The organism is Pseudomonas sp. 3JA (assembly GCF_036961705.1).
Classification (GTDB): domain Bacteria; phylum Pseudomonadota; class Gammaproteobacteria; order Pseudomonadales; family Pseudomonadaceae; genus Aquipseudomonas; species Aquipseudomonas fluorescens_Q.
Genome location: NZ_JBAMDJ010000038.1, coordinates 1 through 22,088, shown reverse-complemented (window position 1 = coordinate 22,088; position 22,088 = coordinate 1). Strand labels below are relative to the sequence as shown.

Sequence of the window (22,088 nt, the reverse complement as noted above, 5' to 3'; positions counted from 1 at the left end):
TTTATAGAGTGGGGTGAGGCGTTAATCCTCGAACCCGACCTGTTCATGGATTTCATCGACCTTGAGTTCCAGTCGGTAAGCCACGGCGATGAACAATGCCTGGCACAGGCACAACGTGGCACTCAACGAACGGAAGGCGAACGAACTGCCTTCGTTGACCAGCAACACCGCGTTGGCCCGTTTGGCCAGGGGCGACAGGTTGCTGTCGGTGATGATCAGGGTCTTGGCCTGATGGTGCTGGGCAATGCGCAGGCAGTGCTGGGTTTCCTTGCCATAGGGCGTGAAGCTGATGGCGATGACCAGGTCGTTGGCGCGCACGCTGCGCATCTGCTCGCGGTAACTGCCCCCCAGGCCGGACACCAGGTGAATGCGCTTATTGGTGTGTTGCAGGTTGTAGACCAGGTAATCGGCCACCGCGAACGAGCGGCGCACACCCACCACATAGATATTGTCGGCGTTGACCACCAGATCTACGGCCTTTTCGAACGCCTGGTCATCCAGCTCCAACCCCAGCCGCTCGATGCCCGACAGGGTCGCGTTGACGCACTCACGGGCCAGGTCGCCGCCGCTGGCTTTCTGCGACTTGTTGGCGATCATGCTGCGGATGCGCTGCTGGTAGTTCTGCACCGGCGTGGTCTTGTGGGTGTAGGCCTCGCGGAACAACGCCTGCATTTCGCTGAACCCGCTGAAACCGAAACGCTGGGAAAACCTGACGATGGCCGAGGGGTGCACTTCGCACTCCCGTGCGATGTCGCTGATGCGGTCGACCATGATCCGGTCGCTCTGCTGGCTCATGTAGCTGGCGATGCGTTTGAGCTGGCGCGGCAGGCTTTCGTATTCATCGGTGATCAGTTGCAGCAGGCGCTCGGCATTGATCGGTGGGCTCGAGAGGGCGGGGTCGGACGCGCTCTCGGACGGCGCCGGCAGATCATCGGGGCGGGTCATAGAAAATCCTTCTGGCTTGTTCTTATAGGGCGGCCCGAAAAAAAGGCCGGCCCTCGACAATAGGTTGGCTGGTCGCAGTCTACAGCGTAGGCGCAGGGAAAATCATGGGCGGACAAATGTTGCGGCAACTGCTGAAACGATGCACTGCGTCTGGTCCGGTTCGGGCATAGCGTATTGGAAAAAATATTCCACGTAAAAAATTTATAGAATAATTATTGATTATTGCCCGCCGCTCGTTTTAGTCTGCATTCACCAACAGCGCTGGCGTCGGTTTTGGCGACAAGCGCAGGCTGATAAAAATAACAGGAGCCAGCATGGGCCAGACTCGTTTTGCCAGTGGGCGTCAATTGGATGTGATCTGCCTGGGACGCCTGGGCGTCGACCTTTACGCGCAGCAAGTCGGCGCGCGCCTGGAAGATGTCGCAAGCTTCGCCAAGTATCTGGGCGGTTCGTCGGCCAACATCGCTTTCGGCACGGCACGGCTGGGGCTCAAGTCAGCGATGTTGAGCCGGGTCGGGGACGACCACATGGGCCGCTTCCTGGTGGAATCCCTGGCACGTGAAGGCTGCGACGTCAGTGGCATCAAGGTCGATCCCGAACGCCTGACGGCCATGGTCCTGCTGGGTATCAAGGACCGGGAAACCTTTCCTTTGGTGTTCTACCGGGAAAATTGCGCCGACATGGCGCTGCGCGTCGAAGACATCGACGAAACCTTCATTGCCTCTAGTAAGGCGTTGCTGATCACCGGCACGCATTTCTCGACCGAAAGCGTCTACAAGGCCAGCATCCAGGCGTTGGATTACGCCGAGAAACACAGCGTCAAGCGCGTGTTGGACATTGACTACCGCCCCGTGCTCTGGGGCCTGGCAGGCAAGGCCGATGGGGAAACCCGTTTTGTCGCCGACCAGAAGGTCAGCCAGCACGTGCAAAGCATCCTGCCGCGTTTCGACCTGATCGTCGGCACCGAAGAAGAATTCCTGATCGCCGGCGGCTGCGAAGACCTGCTGAGCGCCTTGCGCACCGTGCGCTCGCTGACGGCGGCGACCCTGGTGGTCAAGCTTGGCGCGCAAGGTTGCACGGTGATTCATGGCGCCATTCCGGCCCGCCTTGAAGACGGCGCCCTTTACCCTGGTGTCCGGGTCGAGGTCTTGAATGTACTGGGCGCCGGTGATGCATTCATGTCGGGGTTCCTCGCCGGTTGGCTGGAGGACGCCAGCGATGAGCGCTGCTGTCAGTTGGCCAATGCCTGCGGCGGCCTGGTGGTGTCGCGCCATGCCTGTGCCCCGGCGATGCCGACCCGGGCCGAGCTCGACTATTTATTCAAGAGCCCGGTGCCGATTACCCGGCCGGACCAGGATGCGGTGCTGCAACGGCTGCATCAGGTCAGCGTGCCGCGCAAGACCTGGAAACAATTGTTCATCTTTGCCTTCGACCATCGCTGGCAACTGGTGGAGCTGGCCCAGAAGGGCGGTCGCGACTTGAACTGCATTGGTGACCTCAAGCAACTGTTCATCCAGGCGGTGGAGCGGGTTGAAGCCGACCTGCAGCGCCAAGGCATCGAGGCCGACGTCGGCCTGCTGGCCGACCAACGCTTCGGCCAGGACTCGCTGAACGCTGCCACCGGACGTGGCTGGTGGGTGGCGCGACCGGTGGAGGTACAGAATTCGCGGCCGCTGGCGTTCGAGCATGGGCGCTCCATTGGCAGCAACCTGATCGCCTGGCCCCAGGAACAGATCATCAAGTGCCTGGTGCAATTTCACCCTGATGACGAACCACTGCTGCGCCTGGAGCAGGAAGCGCAATTGATGGGGCTGTACAAGGCGTCCCAGGTCAGCGGCCATGAATTGCTGCTGGAAGTCATTCCGCCCAAGGATCATCCGTCACCCCACCCGGACGTGCTCTATCGCGCCCTCAAGCGCCTCTACAACCTGGGTATTTTCCCGGCGTGGTGGAAGATCGAGGCCCAGAGCGCGCAGGAGTGGAAACAGCTCGATGAGCTGATCCAGCAACGCGACCCGTATTGCCGCGGCGTGGTCCTGCTGGGCCTCAATGCCCCGGCCGCCGCCCTGGCCGAAGGCTTTCGCCAGGCCAGCCAGAGCACCACCTGCCGCGGTTTCGCCGTGGGCCGCACGATCTTCCAGGAACCGAGCCGGGCTTGGCTGGCCGGGGAAATCGATGATGAAACGCTGATCCGGCAGGTGCAGGGCCGGTTTGTGGAATTGATCGAGGCCTGGCGCAGTGCCCGTGCGTGATGGTAATGCAGGGCTTTTTGTGGCGAGGGAGCTTGCTCCCGCTGGACTGCGAAGCAGTCCCGATCAGCCAGCCCAGGTTCGACAGGCAAACCGCATCCACAGGTTGACGACTGCTTCGCAGCCGAGCGGGAGCAAGCTCCCTCGCCACAGGTGATCGGTTGAACATTTAGAGACAACAATAAAAGGTGCAGCCCATGCCCGCTATTCGAATTGGCATCAACCCGATTTCCTGGAGCAACGATGACTTGCCGTCGTTGGGCGGCGAGACGCCGTTGAGCACGGCGCTGAGCGAGGGCAAGGCAATCGGCTACGAAGGTTTTGAACTCAACGGCAAATTCCCCAAGGACGCCAAGGGCGTCGGCGATGTGCTGCGTCCTTATGACCTGGCGCTGGTCTCCGGCTGGTATTCCAGCCGCCTGGCCCGGCGTTCGGCGGCCGAAGAGATCGATGCGATCGCCAGCCACGTCGAGCTGCTGGCACAGAACGGCGCGACGGTGCTGGTGTACGGGGAAGTCGCCGACTCCATCCAGGGCCAGCGGATTGCGCTGATCGAGCGCCCGCGTTTCCATACGGATGAAGCCTGGCAAGCCTACGCCGACAAACTCACCGAACTGGCGCGCTTCACCTTGTCCCAAGGCGTACGCCTGGCCTATCACCACCACATGGGCGCCTATGTCGAGTCGCCCGCAGACATCGACAAGCTGATGGCCCTGACCGGCAGCGAAGTCGGCCTGCTGTTCGACTCGGGCCACTGCTACATGGGCGGTGGCGAACCGCTGCAGGTCTTGCGCAAGCACATCGAGCGCATCTGCCATGTGCACTTCAAGGATGTGCGCAAACCGGTGGTGCAACTGGCGCGCAATAACCTGTGGAGCTTCCCCGACTGCATCATCAACGGCACCTTCACCGTGCCGGGGGACGGCGACATCGACTTCGCCGCGTTGCTCGACGTGCTGCTGGCCGCCGATTACCAAGGCTGGCTGGTGGTGGAAGCCGAGCAGGACCCCGCCGTGGCGCCGAGTTATGCCTACGCCAAGAAGGGCTACGACACGCTGCGTGCCTTGCTGCAAGAAAGGAGTCCGTCATGAGCCTGTTGATCAAGAGCCATTCCAGCGGTCGAACCATGGTCCAGTTGCCGGCAGGTGAGCTGGAATATGTCGGGTTCGCCGCCTACCGCCTGAGCCTGGGCGAAACCCTGCCGGTGGCCGCCGATGACAAGGAATTGTGCCTGGTGCTGCTCAGCGGGCGCATCAGCCTCAAGGGCGAAGCGCCGGGGCAGGGGGCCTTCGATTGGGACAACCTCGGTGATCGCCAGTCGGTGTTCGAGGACAAATCACCCTATGCCGCCTACCTGCCGCCCGGCAGCCAGGCCCAGGTCACCGCGCTGAGCGATGTACAGATTGCCGTGTGTGCCGCACCGGGTTCGGCCCAAAACGAATACGGCCCACGGTTGATCCGTCCGGACAGCATGAAGCGCAGTGTGCGCGGCAAGGGCGCCAATACCCGTTATGTCTGCGACATCCTGCCGGACAGCGAACCGGCCCATTCGCTGTTGGTGGTGGAAGTGCGCACACCGTCGGGGCACTCCTCGAGCTACCCACCGCACAAGCACGACACCGACGACCTGCCGCACCAGAGCTTCCTGGAGGAAACCTATTACCACCAGGTCAACCCGTCCCAAGGCTTCGTGTTCCAGCGGGTCTACACCGATGACCGCAGCATTGACCAGGCCATGGCCGTGGAGAACAGCGACCTGGTGGTGGTGCCCAAGGGTTACCACCCGGTCAGCGTGCCCTACGGGTACGAGTCGTATTACCTGAACGTCATGGCCGGCCCGAAGCGGGTCTGGCAGTTCCATAACGATCCGCAGCACAGCTGGCTGCTGGACCTCTGATTTCCAACATTCGCACGGAGAACAAGAATAATGAGTGACGCCCCGGTAGTAGGCCATTACCTCAACGGCCAGGTGCAGGACCACGACAGCACGCGGTTCAGCAATGTCTTCAACCCGGCCACCGGTGCGGTGCAGGCCCGGGTGGCCCTGGCCGAGCCAGGCACCGTCGACGCGGCAGTGGCCTCGGCGCTGGCGGCGTTTCCGGCCTGGTCCGAGCAGTCGTCATTGCGTCGTTCGCGGGTGATGTTCAAGTTCAAGGAACTGCTGGACCGGCACCACGACGAGCTGGCGCAAATCATCAGCCGCGAACACGGCAAGGTGCTGTCTGACGCCCACGGCGAAGTCACCCGCGGCATCGAGATCGTCGAGTACGCCTGCGGTGCGCCGAACCTGCTCAAGACCGATTTCAGCGACAACATCGGCGGCGGCATCGACAACTGGAACCTGCGTCAACCCTTGGGCGTTTGCGCCGGGGTCACGCCGTTCAACTTCCCAGTGATGGTGCCGTTGTGGATGATTCCCCTGGCGCTGGTCGCCGGCAACTGCTTCATCCTCAAGCCTTCGGAGCGCGATCCGTCCGCCAGCCTGCTGATGGCCCGGTTACTGACCGAAGCCGGCTTGCCGGACGGTGTGTTCAACGTGGTCCAGGGCGACAAGGTGGCGGTGGATGCGCTGTTGCAGCACCCGGACATCGAGGCGATTTCCTTTGTCGGCTCCACGCCGATTGCCGAATACATCCATCAGCAGGGCACGGCGCACGGCAAACGTGTGCAGGCCCTGGGCGGGGCCAAGAACCACATGATCGTCATGCCCGACGCCGACCTTGATCAGGCGGCGGATGCGTTGATCGGTGCCGCTTATGGCTCGGCCGGTGAGCGCTGCATGGCGATTTCCATTGCCGTGGCAGTGGGTGACGTGGGCGATGAATTGATTGCCAAGCTGTTGCCCCGCATCGACCAACTGAAGATCGGTAACGGTCAGCAGCCTGGCACCGACATGGGGCCGCTGGTCACCGCCGAGCACAAGGCCAAGGTCGAAGGCTTCATCGACGCCGGCGTGGCCGAGGGCGCTCGGCTGATCGTCGATGGCCGTGGTTTCAAGGTGCCCGGAGCCGAGCAGGGATTCTTTGTCGGCGCGACGCTGTTCGACCAGGTCACCGTCGAGATGAGCATCTACCAGCAAGAAATTTTCGGCCCGGTGCTGGGGATCGTTCGCGTACCGGATTTCGCCACGGCGGTGGCGCTGATCAACGCCCATGAGTTCGGCAACGGCGTGTCCTGTTTCACCCGTGACGGCGGCATCGCCCGGGCGTTCGCCCGCAGCATCAAGGTCGGCATGGTGGGCATCAACGTGCCGATTCCGGTGCCCATGGCCTGGCACTCCTTCGGTGGCTGGAAGCGCTCGCTGTTCGGCGATCACCATGCCTACGGTGAAGAAGGCCTGCGTTTCTACAGCCGCTACAAAAGCGTGATGCAACGCTGGCCCGACAGCATTGCCAAGGGGCCTGAGTTCAGCATGCCGACTGCTCAATAACTCACTTTTGAATGACTGCCGGAGGGAGAATAACAATGAACAAGCCCCTGCGTTTTGCCCTGAACCGAATGGTTGCCCCGCGTCTGTCGCTGCCCGAATTCATCGACCTGGCGCTGGCGTTGAGAACCGATGCCATCGAGATCCGCAACGATCTGAAGGGCGTCGAGATCGAAGACGGCATGCCGCCCGGCCGTGTGCGTGAGTTGTGTGAGGAAAGGGGCATCAAGGTGCTGTCGATCAACGCCCTGTACCCCTTTGACGTGTGGAACGAAGAGCGCCGCGCCCAGGCCGTGCGGTTGGCCGACTACGCCCGCGAATGCGGCGCCGAGGGCCTGGTGATGTGCCCGCTCAATGACCGCGCCGACCCACGCAGCGAGGCTGAACGCGCGGCTGGGCTGCGTACGGCCCTCAGCGAACTGGCGCCGATTCTGCGGGCCTTTGGCATCTACGGGTTCATCGAGCCCCTGGGTTTCGAAGAGTGCGCGCTGCGCCGCAAGCGCACGGCGGTGGAAGCGATCAAGAGCATTGGCGGGCTGGATGTGTTCCGCCTGGTGCATGACACCTTTCACCATCATTTGGCCGGTGAACAGGAATTCTTCCCCGAGCTGACCGCTCTGGTGCACATCTCCGGCGTCGAGGATGCCCAGGCGCCGCTGGCGACGATCCGTGACGGCCACCGGGTGCTGGTGGGCGAGGCCGACATCCTGGGCAATGCCGTGCAGATCGAGGCGCTGCGGGCCGGTGGCTACGAGGGCTACCTGTCCTTCGAACCGTTCGCCGAGAGCGTCCATGACCTGGCCGACATCCGTCAGGCGCTGGGGGCGAGCATGGATCACCTGCAAAGCTGCCAGGCCTGATCCGATTCCCTGAACGATGGAACCCCTGTGGGAGCGAGCTTGCTCGCAATGACGGCGGCACACTCAACATCTGAGCTGCCTGAAACACCGCTATCGCGAGCAAGCTCGCTCCCACACTTGACCGAGTTGCGTTTGAAAAGGTGCACGCATGACCACAACACGACTGACCATGGCCCAGGCCCTGGTGAAATTCCTCGATAACCAGTACATCGAAGTCGATGGCGTCCAGAGCAAGTTCGTCGCCGGGGTCTTTACCATTTTTGGCCACGGCAACGTGCTGGGCCTGGGTCAGGCGCTGGAGCAGGACAGCGGCGACCTGGTGGTCCACCAGGGCCGCAACGAACAGGGCATGGCCCACGCGGCCATCGGTTTTGCCAAGCAGCACCTGCGCCGCAAGATCTACGCTTGCAGCTCGTCGGTGGGCCCCGGCGCGGCGAACATGCTGACCGCCGCAGCCACCGCAACAGCCAATCGCATTCCGTTGCTGCTATTGCCCGGCGATGTCTACGCCAGTCGCCAGCCGGACCCGGTGCTGCAGCAGATCGAGCAGTTCCATGACCTGAGCATCAGCACCAACGATGCCTTCAAGGCCGTGAGCAAATACTGGGATCGCATCAACCGCCCCGAACAGTTGATGACTGCCGCCATTCATGCCATGCGCGTGCTGACCGATCCGGCCGAAACCGGCGCGGTGACCCTGGCGCTGCCCCAAGACGTGCAGGCCGAAGCCTACGATTACCCGGATTATTTCCTGCAAAAGCGTGTCCATCGCATTGACCGTCGCCCGGCCACCGAGGCAATGCTAGGCGACGCCCTGGCGCTGCTCAAAGGCAAGCGCCGACCGTTGGTCATCTGTGGCGGCGGCGTGCGGTATTCCGGGGCCAATGCGGCGTTGCAGGCCTTTGCCGAGCGCTTCGACATTCCGTTCGCCGAGACCCAGGCGGGTAAGAGCGCGGTGGTGTCCAGTCATCCGCTGAACGTCGGCGGCGTCGGTGAAACCGGTTGCCTGGCGGCGAACCTGCTGGCCAAGAAAGCCGACCTGATCATCGGCATCGGCACGCGCTACAGCGATTTCACCACCGGCTCCAAATGGTTGTTCCAGCACCCGGACGTGCAGTTCCTCAATCTCAATATCAGCCCCTGCGACGCCTTGAAGCTCGACGGCGTGCAACTGCTGGCCGACGCCCGCTCGGGCCTGGAGTCGCTGTCCGCCGCGCTGGGCGACTATCGCGCTGAATGGGGCGGGCAGATCGCCGACGCCAAGGTCCAGTTGGACGCCGAGGTCGATCGGATCTACCAGGCCGATTATCAAGCCGAGGATTTCCTGCCGGAAATCGACGACCACATGGACCCGGCGGTGTTTCGCGAATTCATCGAACTCACCGGTTCCTGCCTGACCCAGAGCCGCGTGCTGGGCACCCTCAACGAAACCCTGGCCGACGATGCGATTATCGTCGCCGCCGCCGGCAGCTTGCCCGGCGACTTGCAGCGCGCCTGGCGCAGCAAGGGCGTGAATACCTATCACGTCGAGTACGGTTATTCGTGCATGGGCTACGAGGTGAATGCGGCGCTGGGGGTGAAACTCGCCGAGCCCGACAAAGAGGTCTACGCCCTGGTGGGCGATGGCTCCTACATGATGCTGCACTCGGAACTGGCGACCTCGATCCAGGAGCGCCGCAAGATCAACGTGGTGCTGCTGGACAACATGGCCTTCGGCTGCATCAACAATTTGCAGATGGGAAATGGCATGGACAGCTTCGGCACCGAGTTCCGTTTCCGCAACCCGGACACCGGCAAGCTCGACGGCGCCTTCGTGCCGGTGGACTTCGCCATGAGTGCCGCGGCCTATGGCTGCAAGACCTACAGGGTCAAGACCCTCGACGAACTGCACGCGGCCCTCGCCGATGCGCGCCTGCAGACGGTCTCCACCCTGATCGACATCAAGGTCCTGCCCAAGACCATGATTCACAGCTACCTGTCATGGTGGCGGGTCGGCGTGGCGCAAGTGTCCACCAGCGCCCGCACCGATGCGGTCGCCAAGACCCTCAACGAACGGCTGGCCAAGGCCCGTCAATACTGATTGCCCCAACAATACGAAAGGAGTTCTCTACATGTCTTTGAAGCTGGGCGTCATCGGCACCGGGGCCATCGGCCAGGACCATATCCGTCGTTGCAGCCAGACCTTGCTCAACAGCCAGGTGGTGGCGGTGACCGACATCAACCTGCAACAAGCGGCCAAGGTCGTTGCCGATCTCAAGCTGACCGCCGAGGTCTACCCCGACGGTCATGCATTGATCAAGGCGCCTGACGTGGAGGCGATCCTCGTCACCTCCTGGGGCCCGAGCCACGAAGAGTTCGTGCTGGCGGCGATTGCGGCGGGCAAACCGGTGTTCTGTGAAAAGCCCCTGGCCGTCACGGCCGAAGGCTGCCGCAAGATCGTCGAGGCTGAAATCGCCCACGGCAAGCGCCTGGTGCAGGTCGGTTTCATGCGCCCTTACGATGAAGGTTATCGCGCACTCAAGGCGGTGATCGACAGCGGCCAGATCGGTGAACCGCTGATGCTGCATTGCGCCCACCGCAACCCGAGCGTGGGCGAAAACTACAAGACCGACATGGCGATCACCGACACCCTGATCCATGAGCTGGATGTGTTGCGCTGGCTGCTGGCCGATGACTACGTGTCGGTGCAGGTGGTGTTTCCGCGCAAGTCCAGCAAGGCCCTGGCCCATTTGCGCGACCCGCAGATCGTCCTGCTGGAAACCGCCCGGGGCACGCGCATCGACGTCGAAGTGTTCGTCAACTGCCAGTACGGCTACGACATCCAGTGCGAAGTGGTGGGGGAGACCGGCATCGCCAAGCTGCCGGAACCGTCCCAGGTGCAACTGCGCAGCGGCGCCAAGCTGTCGAATGCGATCCTGATGGATTGGAAGGACCGTTTCATCGCGGCCTACGACGTCGAATTGCAGGCCTTCATCGACGGCGTGCGCACCGGGCAGGTGGGCGGGCCGTCGGCCTGGGACGGCTTCGCCGCAGCGGTGGCGGCGGATGCCTGTATCCAGGCGCAGCAGAGTGGGCAGATCATCAAGGTTGACCTGCCCGAGCGCCCGCGTTTCTACGGCTAACCCACAGGGTGCATTCCAACCGTGACCTAAGGAGCTTTCATGCGAATCGGACTAGTGGGCTATGGCAAGGGCGGACGATTTTTTCATGCGCCGCTGATCAGCAGCCTGCCGGGGGCTACGTTTGTTGGCGTGGTGACCCGGTCCGTCGAGCGGCGCGAGCAACTGGCGAGTGATTACCCGCACGTCCAGGCCTTCGACACGCTCGAACAACTGGTGGCGGCCGGCGTCGATGCGGTGGTGGTGTCCACGCCGTTGGACGGTCGCCCAGCCGTGGTGATGCAAGCCATCGAACTCGGCGTGGCAGTGGTCAGCGATAAGCCTTTCGCCCAAGACGCTGCGCAAGCCGAGGCCATGGTGCTGGCGGCCGAACGGCGCAAGGTACCGCTCTGCGTGTACCAGAACCGTCGCTGGGATTCGGATTTCCTGACCCTGCGCAAACTGCTGGCGTCCGGTGCCCTGGGCCAGGTCATTCGTTTTGAATCCAGTGTCGAGCGCTATTCACCGACGTCGGTGGGGAAGGGCAGCGGCGGTGGATTCCTGCGGGACCTGGGCAGCCATCTGGTGGACCAGGCGCTGCAGTTGTTCGGGCCGGTGGTGCGGGTCTACGCCGAGCTGGACTACCGGCAGCCGGACCAAGTGTTCGACAACGGCTTCTTCATGTCCTTGACCCACGCCAGCGGCGTGATTTCCCACTTGAGCGGCAATTGCGTGCAAAACGCAGCGCGCCCGCGCTTTCGGGTCAACGGCACCCAGGGCTGCTATACCGTCGAAGGCCTGGACGGGCAGGAAGCCCAGGCATTGGCGGGCTTGAGCCCGGCGTCCGAGGGCGAACGCTGGGGCGCTGAAGAGCATCGGCGCTGGGGCTGGTTCGAACACGGCACCGAGCGCGAGCGGGTGACCTCGGAGCGTGGCTGCTGGCTGGCGTTCTACCAACACCTGCAAGCCGCATTGCAGGGCGCTGGCCCGCTGCCGGTGGAGGCCCGTGATGCACTGGCGACCACGCGCATCCTTGATGCTGCCAGGCAGAGTGCCGAGCAGGGCGAAGTGGTGCGGTTGTCCACGCCTGTCGGTCATGGAATAAAAAACGAATAAAATTCTAAAATCAGTTGATATGGAAAATATTTTCCAATAAAGTCGATTCCAGGTTACCGACAATCCTGTCCGCCTCCCGCCAAGCCAGCCTTGAACGGATGAAGGACGAAACAAAAACAAGAAACACAGCTAGGTACCGTCGATGAAAACCTTCAGCCGCTCTGCGTTTTACCTGTCACCTCTGCTGCGCCTGTCCGCAATCCTTCCCCTGTTCGAATCCCTGTGCATCCAGCGCAAGGGCGCTGTTGTGTGTTGCATGCCCGGCGCGCCCATCGTGCGCTTGCCCCGTTCCTGATCCGCTACGCCTTATCCATAAAACCAACAAAAAAGTGGAGAAAGACCGTTCATGAAGACCAAGACCCGTATCGCCTCGCTGGCCCTGTCGTTGATGCTCACCAGCGGCGCTGCCCTGGCGGACTTGAAGATCGGTGTCAGCATGTCCCAGTTCGATGACACCTGGTTGACTTACCTGCGTGAATCCATGGACAAGAAAGCCAAGTCCCTGCCGGACGGCGTCACCCTGCAGTTCGAAGACGCCCGCAGTGACGTGGTCAAGCAACTGAGCCAGGTGGAAAGCTTCATCAGTCAGAAGGTCGACGCGATCATCGTCAACCCGGTGGACACCGCCGCGACCCAACGCATCACCAAGGCCGCCGTCGCCGCCGGTATCCCGCTGGTCTACGTCAATCGCCGTCCCGACGACCTGAAACTGCCGGCAGGCGTGGTCACCGTTGCCTCCGATGACCTGGAGGCCGGTCGCATGCAGATGCAATACCTGGCCGAAAAAATGGGCGGCAAGGGCGACATCGTGATCCTGTTGGGCGACCTGGCCAACAACTCCACCACCAACCGCACCAAGGGCGTCAAGGACGTGCTGGCCAAGTACCCCAACATCAAGATCGAGCAGGAGCAGACCGGTACCTGGTTGCGGGACAAGGGCATGACCCTGGTCAACGACTGGCTGACTCAGGGGCGCGAGTTCCAGGCGGTGGTGGCCAACAACGACGAGATGGCCATCGGCGCCGCCATGGCCCTCAAGCAAGCGGGTACCAAGAAAGGCAGCGTATTGATTGCCGGGGTCGATGGCACACCGGACGGCTTGAACGCGATCAAGAAGGGCGACATGGCCGTCTCGGTGTTCCAGGACGCCAAGGGCCAGGCCGATGGATCGATCGATACAGCCGTGAAAATGGTCAAGAAACAACCGGTCGAACAGTCCGTCTGGGTGCCGTATCGTCTGATCACGCCGGAAAACGTCGGTCAGTTCAAGTGACGTTTGACGCACCGGTCCCACCACAACAATAAACAGGCAAGGTTGCAACGCCGACCTTGCCGAGGGAGTACCTGATCATGTTCGCTTCAGCGACTGCTTCGAGCGCCCCGGCGATGACTTTCCGGCCGGACGTAATACCTGATGAACCGTATCTGCTGGAAGTCGTCAATGTCAGCAAAGGCTTTCCCGGCGTGGTGGCCCTGTCCGATGTACAGCTGCGGGTACGCCCCGGTTCCGTACTGGCCCTGATGGGCGAGAATGGCGCGGGCAAATCCACCTTGATGAAAATCATCGCCGGTATCTACCAGCCGGACGCCGGCGAACTGCGTCTGCGCGGTAAACCGGTGACATTCGACACGCCGCTCGCGGCGTTGCAGGCCGGCATCGCGATGATCCATCAGGAACTGAACCTGATGCCCCACATGAGCATCGCCGAAAACATCTGGATCGGCCGCGAGCAACTCAACGGCCTGCACATGGTCGACCATGGCGAAATGCATCGCTGCACCGCCCGCCTGCTGGAGCGCCTGCGCATCAAGCTCGACCCTGAAGAGCAGGTGGGCAACCTGAGCATCGCCGAGCGGCAGATGGTGGAGATTGCCAAGGCCGTCTCCTATGACTCCGACATCCTGATCATGGACGAACCGACCTCGGCCATTACCGAGACCGAAGTCGCCCACCTGTTCTCGATCATTGCCGACCTCAAGTCCCAGGGTAAGGGCATCATCTACATCACCCACAAAATGAACGAGGTGTTTGCCATCGCCGATGAAGTGGCGGTGTTTCGCGACGGTGCCTACATCGGCCTGCAACGGGCCGACAGCATGGACGGCGACAGCCTGATTTCGATGATGGTCGGGCGCGAGCTGAGCCAGTTGTTCCCGGTGCGGGAGCAACCCATCGGCGATTTGGTGCTGTCGGTGCGCGACCTGAGCCTGGACGGCATTTTCAAAGGCGTTTCCTTTGACCTGCATGCCGGGGAGATCCTCGGCATCGCCGGGTTGATGGGTTCGGGCCGGACCAACGTGGCCGAGGCGATTTTCGGTGTGACCCCGAGTACCGGCGGCGAAATCCTGCTGGACGGCCAACCGGTGCGTATCAGCGACCCGCACATGGCCATCGAGAAAGGCTTCGCGCTGTTGACCGAGGACCGCAAGCTCAGTGGCCTGTTCCCGTGCCTGTCGGTGCTGGAAAACATGGAGATGGCCGTGCTGCCCCATTACGTGGGCAACGGCTTCATCCAGCAAAAAGCCCTGCGCGCCTTGTGTGAGGACATGTGCAAGAAGCTGCGGGTCAAGACCCCGTCGCTGGAGCAGTGCATCGACACCTTGTCTGGCGGCAACCAGCAGAAAGCGCTGCTGGCCCGCTGGCTGATGACCAACCCGCGCATCCTGATCCTCGACGAGCCGACCCGTGGTATCGATGTCGGTGCCAAGGCCGAGATCTACCGACTGATTTCCTACCTCGCCAGCGAAGGCATGGCGGTGATCATGATTTCCTCGGAGCTGCCGGAAGTACTGGGCATGAGCGACCGGGTGATGGTGATGCACGAAGGCGACCTGATGGGCACTCTCAACCGCGGCGAAGCGACCCAGGAACGGGTCATGCAATTGGCTTCGGGCCTGTCCTGATGCCAGCCCGTTCAACTTAATAACGTCGAGCAACATGTGGCGAGGGGATTTATCCCCGCTGGGCCGCGAAGCGGCCCTGTCCCAGGGGCGCCACACCTCCCGGCAGGGAACAACCCCCCTCGCCAAAGAACAAAAAAGGTGAATGGCTATGAACGCGATACTGGAAAACAAACCCACGGCCGCACCGGCCAGGGCGCGCCGGCGGCTGCCGACGGAGCTGAGTATCTTCCTGGTGCTGATCGGCATCGGCCTGGTGTTCGAAATGTTCGGCTGGATCATGCGCGACCAGAGCTTCCTGATGAACTCCCAGCGTCTGGTGTTGATGATCCTGCAGGTGTCGATCATCGGCCTGTTGGCTATCGGCGTGACCCAGGTGATCATCACCACCGGTATCGACCTGTCGTCCGGCTCGGTGCTGGCGCTGTCGGCGATGATCGCCGCCAGCCTGGCCCAGACCTCGGACTTCGCCCGGGCGGTGTTTCCCTCCTTGACCGACTTGCCGGTGTGGATACCGGTGGTGGCGGGGCTCGGCGTGGGGCTGCTGGCCGGGGCGATCAACGGCAGCATCATCGCCATTACCGGTATTCCGCCGTTCATTGCCACCCTCGGCATGATGGTCTCGGCCCGTGGCCTGGCGCGCTACTACACCGAAGGCCAGCCGGTGAGCATGTTGTCCGATTCCTATACCGCCATCGGGCATGGCGCCATGCCGGTGATCATCTTCCTGGTGGTGGCGGTGATCTTCCACATCGCCCTGCGCTACACCAAGTACGGCAAATACACCTACGCCATCGGCGGCAACATGCAGGCGGCGCGCACCTCGGGCATCAACGTCAAGCGTCACCTGGTGATCGTCTACAGCATTGCCGGCTTGTTGGCCGGGTTGGCCGGCGTGGTGGCCTCGGCGCGGGCGGCGACCGGGCAGGCGGGCATGGGCATGTCCTATGAACTGGACGCGATTGCCGCGGCCGTGATCGGCGGCACCAGCCTGGCGGGCGGGGTGGGGCGCATCACCGGCACCGTGATCGGGGCGTTGATCCTTGGGGTGATGGCCAGCGGTTTCACCTTCGTCGGTGTCGATGCCTACATTCAGGACATCATCAAGGGACTGATTATCGTGGTGGCGGTGGTCATCGACCAGTACCGCAACAAGCGCAAACTCAAGCGCTGATACCCGGGACGTTGCGACAAAGCGCCACGCCTGACCCGCGTGGCGTTGCCATTTGTCTTCTTAATACAGCTATTGCACCGAATTTCTTGTTATAAACGCACTCCGATGACTGCCAAAAGCCTGTCAGAGAACATTTGAAGGGGTTGTCGGACATTTTCCCTATGTTTTCAGTTGCTGAGGCCTCGACTCGGCCTTAGACTGCCGCCCCTCGTAAATTGAGTGCCGGGTGGCGCTTGGAATAGACGGCGCCTTCCTGATGAGCGTGGCAGCTGCGCTGCGGGACGCTCCATAATTCGCCTTAATGCACGTTTTTTTATAGAGATATCAATGACAAAGGAAAAGTTGCTGGCCATGCCGGCGGATGACTACATGAATGCCGAGCAGCTGGCTTTCTTCACCAAGCTGTTGCAGAACATGAAAGTCGAAACCCACGAGCGCATCGAACAGAACCGAATCGCCATTGAGAGCCTGGACACCCCGGCTGACCCGGCGGACGCTGCTTCCGTAGAAGAAGAGCGTACCTGGCTGGTCAACGCCATCGATCGCGACCAGCGCATGCTGCCTCAGTTGGAGCAGGCCCTGGACCGTATCAACGACGACAGCTTCGGCTGGTGCGACGACAGCGGCGAGCCGATCGGCCTCAAGCGCCTGCTGATCAGCCCGACCACCAAGTACTGCATCGAAGCCCAGGAACGTCACGAACAGATCGACAAGCACCAGCGTCAGGCCTGATTCGCGTTTTTGCAAAAAAAGATCGCGACCTTTTGACGAAGGCCGCGATCTTTTGCTTTCGCCCGTGCCCGTACGTCTACTCCCGTTGATCTGCTGCAAAGAACGCGACTAATGGACCATGGATAATGGCTCTGTAGTGGCGTTTAATGCATTCATAACAACGAGAAGCGTGGGTGACGAACATGGCGACAGACGGATCTCTGGCGGGTGCGGTGCCGGCCTCGGTACCTGAGACAAACAGCACGGCGCGCTGGCTGACGCCGACCTTGCAGAGTCTCGCCTTGGCATTGCTGCTGTGCGGCATGGCTTTGGGCGGTTGGTCGTTGTACCTGGGCCTGCCGCTGGTCATGCTCATCGTCTGGTTGCCGCGCCTGCGTTCGCGCGTGGCCGCGACGCCCGCACCCGCGACCGACACACTGGCCGAGCTGACCCGCGACCTGTCCTACACCACCAGCCATAACGCGCTGTCGGCGGCCGGTGTCGCCTATTCGGTCAAGCAATTGGCTGGCAAGGTCCAGTCGCAACTCGATGCGGCGGCGCAAATCGTCAGCAATGCCGAATCGATGATCGCCACCGAGCAAGCCACTTCGCAACTCAGCCAGCAAGCCCTGGGCGCCGCCAGCGAGGCCCATCGCAGCAGTGTGGCCGGGCGCAGCGAGCTGGTGGAATCCATCAGCCGCATGCACCAGCTCAGCCAGCGCGCAAACGACAGCCGTGAGTTGATCGAGGCCTTGAGTGTGCGCAGCGATGAAATCCAGCGGGTCAGCCTGGTGATTCAGTCGATCGCCAGCCAGACCAACCTGCTGGCATTGAATGCGGCCATCGAGGCCGCGCGGGCCGGTGAGCATGGCCGTGGGTTCGCGGTGGTGGCCGATGAGGTCCGTGGCCTGGCCGGGCGCACGGCGGCGGCGACCGGCGAGGTCGGGGTGATGGTGGCCGACATCCAGCAACGCACCGCCCAGGTGGTGGAGCAGATCCGTCAACTGGCCGCTGACCTGGACATTGGCGTGCAGCAGGTCGAGCACACCGGCCAACACCTGGAAAACATCGCCCGGCTCGCCGCCGGCGTCGAAACCCAGGTCAGCGCCATCGCCGAAGGCACCGACACCAATCGCGAACAACTCGACAGCCTGTTCCACGCCATCGAGCAGATGCGCGGCGACCTGTCCATCAGCGACCAGCAGACCCAGCGCCTGGCCGAAGCGGCGGTGCAAATGGAAGGCCAGGCCGAAACCATCAGCGAACGCCTGGCCCAAGTGGGCCTCGACGATTATCACCAACGGGTCTATGACCTGGCACGGGAAGGGGCGAGCCAGATCGCCGCGCAGTTCGAAGCGGACGTCGACCAGGGCCGTGTCAGCCTGGAGGATCTGTTCGACCGTAATTACCAGCCCATCCCCAACACCCAGCCTGCCAAATACCAGACCCGTTTCGACCGCTATACCGATCAGGTGCTGCCGGCGATCCAGGAACCCTTGCTGGCCCGGCACGAGGGCCTGGTGTTCGCGATTGCCTGCACTCAGCAGGGCTACGTGCCCACCCATAACAAGGTCTTCAGCCAGCCATTGACCGGCGATCCACAGGTGGACACGCTCAATAACCGAACCAAGCGCAAGTTCTCCGACCGCACCGGGATTCGCTGCGGCAGCCATCAACAGCCGGTGTTGCTGCAGACCTACACCCGCGACACGGGAGAACTGATGCACGATCTCTCCGTGCCGATCATGCTCAAGGGGCGTCACTGGGGTGGTTTGCGGCTGGGCTACAAACCCGAGAAGCCGCGCTAGGCCCTGTGGCGAGGGAGCTTGCTCCCGCTGGGCTGCGCAGCAGCCCCAAAAGGCTGGATGCAGCCAGCAGCCGGAGACACGAGCCGGCAGTACTCCGGGGCGACTGCTGCGCAGTCGAGCGGGAGCAAGCTCCCTCGCCACAAGAGCTGTCTTGTACTTAACTAAAAGTCCTGGCTGCTACAGGTGCCTTGCCACAGCCAAAAGTCCTGGCTGCTATTTACCGTCATGCAGCCGCACATTCAACTGATCCACCAGCACCGCCTCTTCACCGTCGGCGAGCAGCCATTCGCGCAAGAGGTCTTTCTGCTGGTCCGACCAGAAATCGGCCTCCACCAGCTTGACCTCCGGGGCCAGTGGGTGTGCCACGATGAAATCGTCGATGGCTTTGCCGTCCGAGGTCAGGCCGAGTTGGTCGAACAGGGTGCTGAGTTCGTGCGAAGGCTGTTCCATGGGGTTCTCCTTTGGGCGGGCGCCGTCATGGCGCCTCGGTTGCTTCCCTTTATCTGAGGCAAGCACTGGTCAGGAGTTCGATCGGACTCAGGCTTTCAAGGCCCCTTCATCCACTGCGGCTTTCAGCGCCCTGGCGGCTTCCCGGGCGGCCTCGGCAGCAATTTCCGCGGTCTTGAACCAGCGATCTTTTTCCACTTGGTGCCAACTGACCGTGGTCAGGGGCGGTTTGGCGCGCATCACGATGACGGCCTGGAACTCGCCTTCGACCTCTCTGGCTTCGCCCCGGATAAAAAATTCGCCGATATCAAATTCCGTCACGTCGCGCCTTCTCAAAAGTCATGGTGTGGGTGCGCGATCCGTCAATGGGTGACGGTCTTCGCGGGCAGGCAGTATGGCAGCAGTTGCCTGTCGGCGGCTGAGTTAAGTCATGAAGGGGCGTATATGAGCTCAGGCACTTCGTTCCAGACGCCTGGCCAGGTGGCAGGCCTCGTTATGATCGGTGCGGAATCCTCTTACACGTCCAGTGGATGTTTCCTCAATATGGAAAAAGCACTTGCCGGCCAGGACGACCCGGTAACGCGGTTGAATCAACGAGACAGGCAGGCAGTCGACCCTGTCGAACGTGTCGGATGTCTCGACGACACAAGGGGCTTCAGGTTGGATCAGGGTTGTGAAAGTAGCCATGTGAATTCCTTTTCTATGGTTTACCGACGAATTGCCGAGCAGTTTGGGTAGTCTCCACGCCTCTGGCTGCTCTAGAATCGGCAGCACCGTGTGGACGGCTTGCCTATCTAAAGCAATTTTTTTTGGGCTCGATGTCAGAAAAATGCTTTTTTAAGTGAGAAATTTCCCTAAAGTTAGTAGTCCCATCTTTTCCGATGCTCAGAGTGGCTTTTTCCTTCAGCCTCTGGCGACCCCCCGGGAAAGACGGCGAGAGCGGCAACCTATAGTCTGCTCTCGGCCCGGGACAGGGCGCGCCGTTCACTTCGAATTTCAGTTACAGGTCCATTGCGACGTTACAGTCGGCACGGGTTCTCGTGGTCCGTCCTTTCCGAGGGGCGGGCCTTTTTCAAAGATGGGGATGTTTCCTTGGCAGTAAGTAATCTCGACATGCATGCGTTATTCGTACTTGGTGACCTGCGGGCAAAACTGGTCAAACTCTTCCAGTCACGTTTCGTCTACATCACCGAGCAGACCGCCGAAGGTATTTATGTCGCCGAAATCGACACCGAGTCGGCCCTGGTGGTCGATGACAAGCCCAGGCTCGAACTCAAGGTTGGTGATCATTTTCGCGCAGCGGTATTGCCCAGCCGCGAAGGTGGCAAGTTTGAAATCCGCTTTCGCGAAATCAAGCTGACGGTCTATGGCCTCGGTGATTACGCCTTCGTCACGACCCCCGGTGGTCAGGCAATCCTGTTCAAGGAAGGCCACAGCGTGGTGACCGTGTTTGCGGCCAACGAACAACTGCAAGAAGGCTTGACCAAGACCCTGAAGGCGGTCACCGCCAAGGCCGCCAAGTGGCGCAAGGGTGAACTGGTGACGTTCAAGGCCAGCGAGTGAGACGGGCAGTGCCGGTGAGCGCGGGGGCCTCGGTCGCCCTGGACCGGTTACAGTTTTAACGAGATATCGCTGGAACCTCGGCTACAGTCAATTGACTGAACTATTCAGAGGCTTGCGTTCGGTGACGCAGGGCCGTTCAGCCATTGCTGTGTTTGGTACGAGGTTAAAAGCATGAAACGAGTTCGACAGTGGCTGGCTGCCTGGGCCACCTTCACTGTGTTGGTTTCGCCATTCCCGACGTTGGCCGCGTCAGCGCCGATTCACTTCGCTGACTTGAACTGGGAAAGTGGCAGCCTGATCACCGATATCCTGCGAGTCATCGTCGAAAAAGGCTACGGGTTGCAGACCGACACATTGCCGGGCACCACCATCACCCTGGAAACCGCCCTGGCCAATAACGACATCCAGGTGATCGGCGAGGAATGGGCCGGACGCAGCCCGGTGTGGGTCAAGGCCGAGGCCGAAGGCAAGGTGGTCGCCTTGGGTGATACGGTCAAAGGCGCGACGGAAGGTTGGTGGGTGCCCGAATACGTCATCAAGGGGGATCCGGCCAAGGGCATCAAGCCCCTGGCGCCGGACCTGCGCAGTGTCGAGGACCTGGCGCGCTACAAGCATGTGTTCAAGGATCCGGAGAGCCCCGACAAGGGCCGCTTCCTCAACAGCCCCATTGGCTGGACCTCCGAGGTGGTCAACAAACAGAAGCTCAAGGCGTATGGCCTGTCTGACAGCTACGTGAATTTTCGCAGCGGTTCGGGGGCGGCGCTGGATGCGGAAATCAGCTCGACGATCCGCCGGGGCAAACCGATTCTGTTTTATTACTGGTCGCCCACGCCACTGCTCGGGCGCTTCAAGCTGGTGCAGTTGCAAGAGCCGCCGTTCGATGCCGAGGCCTGGAAAACCCTGACCGACGCCGATAACCCCAACCCGAAGCCGACCCGCTCACTGGCCTCGAAACTGTCGATTGGCGTATCTGCGCCGTTCCAGAAGCAATACCCGGACATTGCCGAGTTCTTCAGCAAGGTCGATTTGCCCATCGAGCCGTTGAACAAGGCCCTGGCCGACATGAGCGAGAAACGCATCCCACCCCGTGAAGCCGCCGAGGCGTTCCTCAAGGCACATCCGCAGGTCTGGCAGGCCTGGCTGCCCAAGGAAGTGGCAGATAAGGTCTCCGCGGGCCTGTAGGAGGGCTCGTGCGCCAGCAGGTTGAACTCTTGATCCTGGGCAATGAGTCATTCGCTGGAAACTGGCAACCTACGCCCGTCCAGCGAAATGCCAAATTCCAGCTAGGATGATTGTTCAACTCTTTTCAGGAGGCTGGCGAGATGACGCTTGTGTTGGCTCGGTCGCTGGTCGCAGTGTTTGCGACCATCAGCTTGATTCATATGTATTGGGCCCTGGGTGGGCGGTGGGCGGCCAAGGCAGTGGTGCCTCAGGTGCCGGTGAAGCAGGGGGAGGCGCTGCGACCGGCGTTCGATCCCTCAGGCTGGTTGACCTTGCTGGTGGCCCTGGCCCTGCTGATGGTGGCGCTGCTGGTCTGCCTGCGGGTCGGCCTGCTGGCGCAGCCGGTCACTCATCGGGCGTTGCAGTGGCTGATCAGCGCGATTGCCTTGCTGATGTTCGCCCGGGCCATTGGCGAGTCGGAGCTGGTGGGTTTCTTCAAGGAGGTCAAGGGCTCGACCTTCGCCAGGCTCGACACCTGGGTTTATTCACCGTTGTGCGTGGTGCTCGGGGCAGGGCTGCTGGCGGTGGCCTGGGCCTGACTGGCAGCGCAGTGGGTACACAGCCTGCT

21 protein-coding genes are annotated in these 22,088 nt (G+C 61.7%); 17 read left to right on the top strand and 4 right to left on the bottom strand.

Annotation, left to right across the window (positions count from 1 at the left end):
• Positions 1-21: 21 nt before the first annotated feature.
• Positions 22-945: a MurR/RpiR family transcriptional regulator gene (locus tag V7773_RS24225; RefSeq protein WP_092349270.1), complete on the bottom strand. Its 924-nt coding sequence runs from the start codon at positions 943-945 to the stop codon at positions 22-24.
• Between the two features lie 314 nt (positions 946-1,259).
• Here V7773_RS24225 and V7773_RS24220 point away from each other — a divergent pair, with 314 nt between their 5' ends.
• From V7773_RS24220 to V7773_RS24155, 14 genes are all read left to right on the top strand, one after another.
• Positions 1,260-3,197 (top strand): bifunctional 5-dehydro-2-deoxygluconokinase/5-dehydro-2-deoxyphosphogluconate aldolase, encoded by a 1,938-nt coding sequence (locus tag V7773_RS24220; protein WP_336075614.1) that lies wholly within the window; start codon positions 1,260-1,262, stop codon positions 3,195-3,197.
• A 194-nt stretch (positions 3,198-3,391) separates the two neighbouring features.
• On the top strand, positions 3,392-4,285 hold the full coding sequence (gene iolE, locus V7773_RS24215) for a myo-inosose-2 dehydratase (RefSeq protein WP_092349265.1): 894 nt from the start codon (positions 3,392-3,394) through the stop codon (positions 4,283-4,285).
• Positions 4,282-5,091, top strand: a complete 810-nt coding sequence (iolB, locus tag V7773_RS24210) for a 5-deoxy-glucuronate isomerase (RefSeq protein ID WP_336075611.1) — start codon at positions 4,282-4,284, stop codon at positions 5,089-5,091. The genes iolE and iolB overlap by 4 nt, the downstream gene beginning before the upstream one ends.
• 30 nt (positions 5,092-5,121) lie before the next feature.
• Positions 5,122-6,624: a CoA-acylating methylmalonate-semialdehyde dehydrogenase gene (locus V7773_RS24205; protein ID WP_336075609.1), complete on the top strand. Its 1,503-nt coding sequence runs from the start codon at positions 5,122-5,124 to the stop codon at positions 6,622-6,624.
• A 35-nt stretch (positions 6,625-6,659) separates the two neighbouring features.
• Entirely contained in the window at positions 6,660-7,481 is an 822-nt protein-coding gene (locus tag V7773_RS24200; RefSeq protein WP_336075607.1) for a TIM barrel protein, read from the top strand.
• Positions 7,482-7,629: 148 nt separating this feature from the next.
• Entirely contained in the window at positions 7,630-9,561 is a 1,932-nt protein-coding gene (gene iolD, locus V7773_RS24195; RefSeq protein ID WP_336075606.1) for a 3D-(3,5/4)-trihydroxycyclohexane-1,2-dione acylhydrolase (decyclizing), read from the top strand.
• Positions 9,562-9,592: 31 nt separating this feature from the next.
• The gene (locus V7773_RS24190) at positions 9,593-10,603 is read left to right on the top strand and encodes a Gfo/Idh/MocA family protein (RefSeq protein ID WP_092224803.1); all 1,011 of its coding nucleotides are present in this window, start codon (positions 9,593-9,595) and stop codon (positions 10,601-10,603) included.
• Between the two features lie 39 nt (positions 10,604-10,642).
• Positions 10,643-11,695 carry a Gfo/Idh/MocA family protein gene (locus V7773_RS24185; protein ID WP_336075605.1) on the top strand — a complete coding sequence of 351 codons (1,053 nt, stop codon included), beginning with the start codon at positions 10,643-10,645 and terminating at the stop codon, positions 11,693-11,695.
• A 142-nt stretch (positions 11,696-11,837) separates the two neighbouring features.
• A complete protein-coding gene (locus V7773_RS24180; RefSeq protein WP_175456230.1) occupies positions 11,838-11,990 on the top strand; it encodes a hypothetical protein in 153 nt (50 codons plus the stop codon).
• A gap of 51 nt (positions 11,991-12,041) precedes the next feature.
• Positions 12,042-12,968: a sugar ABC transporter substrate-binding protein gene (locus tag V7773_RS24175; protein WP_063320683.1), complete on the top strand. Its 927-nt coding sequence runs from the start codon at positions 12,042-12,044 to the stop codon at positions 12,966-12,968.
• Between the two features lie 77 nt (positions 12,969-13,045).
• Positions 13,046-14,599, top strand: coding sequence for a sugar ABC transporter ATP-binding protein (locus tag V7773_RS24170; protein WP_063320684.1), 1,554 nt, complete (start codon positions 13,046-13,048; stop codon positions 14,597-14,599).
• A gap of 148 nt (positions 14,600-14,747) precedes the next feature.
• Positions 14,748-15,770, top strand: a complete 1,023-nt coding sequence (locus V7773_RS24165) for an ABC transporter permease (RefSeq protein ID WP_063320685.1) — start codon at positions 14,748-14,750, stop codon at positions 15,768-15,770.
• A gap of 327 nt (positions 15,771-16,097) precedes the next feature.
• Positions 16,098-16,502, top strand: a complete 405-nt coding sequence (locus tag V7773_RS24160) for a TraR/DksA family transcriptional regulator (RefSeq protein ID WP_003202859.1) — start codon at positions 16,098-16,100, stop codon at positions 16,500-16,502.
• A gap of 182 nt (positions 16,503-16,684) precedes the next feature.
• Positions 16,685-18,289 (top strand): methyl-accepting chemotaxis protein, encoded by a 1,605-nt coding sequence (locus V7773_RS24155; protein WP_336075599.1) that lies wholly within the window; start codon positions 16,685-16,687, stop codon positions 18,287-18,289.
• A gap of 213 nt (positions 18,290-18,502) precedes the next feature.
• Here V7773_RS24155 and V7773_RS24150 read toward each other — a convergent pair whose 3' ends face one another.
• The 3 genes from V7773_RS24150 to V7773_RS24140 all read right to left on the bottom strand — a co-directional run bounded on the left by V7773_RS24150 (position 18,503) and on the right by V7773_RS24140 (position 19,423).
• Positions 18,503-18,739, bottom strand: a complete 237-nt coding sequence (locus V7773_RS24150) for a DUF2789 family protein (protein ID WP_336075597.1) — start codon at positions 18,737-18,739, stop codon at positions 18,503-18,505.
• An 87-nt stretch (positions 18,740-18,826) separates the two neighbouring features.
• On the bottom strand, positions 18,827-19,057 hold the full coding sequence (locus V7773_RS24145; protein WP_063320688.1) for a hypothetical protein: 231 nt from the start codon (positions 19,055-19,057) through the stop codon (positions 18,827-18,829).
• Positions 19,058-19,186: 129 nt separating this feature from the next.
• The gene (locus tag V7773_RS24140; protein ID WP_092146011.1) at positions 19,187-19,423 is read right to left on the bottom strand and encodes a hypothetical protein; all 237 of its coding nucleotides are present in this window, start codon (positions 19,421-19,423) and stop codon (positions 19,187-19,189) included.
• A 426-nt stretch (positions 19,424-19,849) separates the two neighbouring features.
• Here V7773_RS24140 and V7773_RS24135 point away from each other — a divergent pair, with 426 nt between their 5' ends.
• The 3 genes from V7773_RS24135 to V7773_RS24125 all read left to right on the top strand — a co-directional run bounded on the left by V7773_RS24135 (position 19,850) and on the right by V7773_RS24125 (position 22,059).
• A complete protein-coding gene (locus V7773_RS24135; RefSeq protein ID WP_003202850.1) occupies positions 19,850-20,299 on the top strand; it encodes a hypothetical protein in 450 nt (149 codons plus the stop codon).
• Between the two features lie 171 nt (positions 20,300-20,470).
• Complete coding sequence (locus tag V7773_RS24130) at positions 20,471-21,481, top strand: ABC transporter substrate-binding protein (RefSeq protein ID WP_336075596.1); 1,011 nt, start codon at positions 20,471-20,473, stop codon at positions 21,479-21,481.
• 140 nt (positions 21,482-21,621) lie between these two features.
• Positions 21,622-22,059 (top strand): DUF3995 domain-containing protein, encoded by a 438-nt coding sequence (locus tag V7773_RS24125; protein ID WP_063320692.1) that lies wholly within the window; start codon positions 21,622-21,624, stop codon positions 22,057-22,059.
• The last annotated feature ends 29 nt before the right edge of the window (positions 22,060-22,088 follow it).

Excerpts from the sequence above, each read along its gene's own strand:
- V7773_RS24150 (WP_336075597.1), bottom strand. The coding sequence starts at position 18,739 with ATGGAACAGCCTTCGCACGAACTCAGCACCCTGTTCGACCAACTCGGC.
- iolB (WP_336075611.1), top strand. The coding sequence starts at position 4,282 with ATGAGCCTGTTGATCAAGAGCCATTCCAGCGGTCGAACCATGGTCCAG.
- iolE (WP_092349265.1), top strand. The coding sequence starts at position 3,392 with ATGCCCGCTATTCGAATTGGCATCAACCCGATTTCCTGGAGCAACGAT.
- V7773_RS24130 (WP_336075596.1), top strand. The coding sequence starts at position 20,471 with ATGAAACGAGTTCGACAGTGGCTGGCTGCCTGGGCCACCTTCACTGTG.
- V7773_RS24220 (WP_336075614.1), top strand. The coding sequence starts at position 1,260 with ATGGGCCAGACTCGTTTTGCCAGTGGGCGTCAATTGGATGTGATCTGC.
- V7773_RS24180 (WP_175456230.1), top strand. The coding sequence starts at position 11,838 with ATGAAAACCTTCAGCCGCTCTGCGTTTTACCTGTCACCTCTGCTGCGC.
- V7773_RS24135 (WP_003202850.1), top strand. The coding sequence starts at position 19,850 with ATGCATGCGTTATTCGTACTTGGTGACCTGCGGGCAAAACTGGTCAAA.
- V7773_RS24125 (WP_063320692.1), top strand. The coding sequence starts at position 21,622 with ATGACGCTTGTGTTGGCTCGGTCGCTGGTCGCAGTGTTTGCGACCATC.
- V7773_RS24205 (WP_336075609.1), top strand. The coding sequence starts at position 5,122 with ATGAGTGACGCCCCGGTAGTAGGCCATTACCTCAACGGCCAGGTGCAG.
- V7773_RS24165 (WP_063320685.1), top strand. The coding sequence starts at position 14,748 with ATGAACGCGATACTGGAAAACAAACCCACGGCCGCACCGGCCAGGGCG.
- V7773_RS24170 (WP_063320684.1), top strand. The coding sequence starts at position 13,046 with ATGTTCGCTTCAGCGACTGCTTCGAGCGCCCCGGCGATGACTTTCCGG.
- V7773_RS24185 (WP_336075605.1), top strand. The coding sequence starts at position 10,643 with ATGCGAATCGGACTAGTGGGCTATGGCAAGGGCGGACGATTTTTTCAT.
- V7773_RS24190 (WP_092224803.1), top strand. The coding sequence starts at position 9,593 with ATGTCTTTGAAGCTGGGCGTCATCGGCACCGGGGCCATCGGCCAGGAC.
- V7773_RS24140 (WP_092146011.1), bottom strand. The coding sequence starts at position 19,423 with ATGGCTACTTTCACAACCCTGATCCAACCTGAAGCCCCTTGTGTCGTC.
- V7773_RS24175 (WP_063320683.1), top strand. The coding sequence starts at position 12,042 with ATGAAGACCAAGACCCGTATCGCCTCGCTGGCCCTGTCGTTGATGCTC.
- V7773_RS24225 (WP_092349270.1), bottom strand. The coding sequence starts at position 945 with ATGACCCGCCCCGATGATCTGCCGGCGCCGTCCGAGAGCGCGTCCGAC.
- V7773_RS24200 (WP_336075607.1), top strand. The coding sequence starts at position 6,660 with ATGAACAAGCCCCTGCGTTTTGCCCTGAACCGAATGGTTGCCCCGCGT.
- V7773_RS24155 (WP_336075599.1), top strand. The coding sequence starts at position 16,685 with ATGGCGACAGACGGATCTCTGGCGGGTGCGGTGCCGGCCTCGGTACCT.
- V7773_RS24160 (WP_003202859.1), top strand. The coding sequence starts at position 16,098 with ATGACAAAGGAAAAGTTGCTGGCCATGCCGGCGGATGACTACATGAAT.
- iolD (WP_336075606.1), top strand. The coding sequence starts at position 7,630 with ATGACCACAACACGACTGACCATGGCCCAGGCCCTGGTGAAATTCCTC.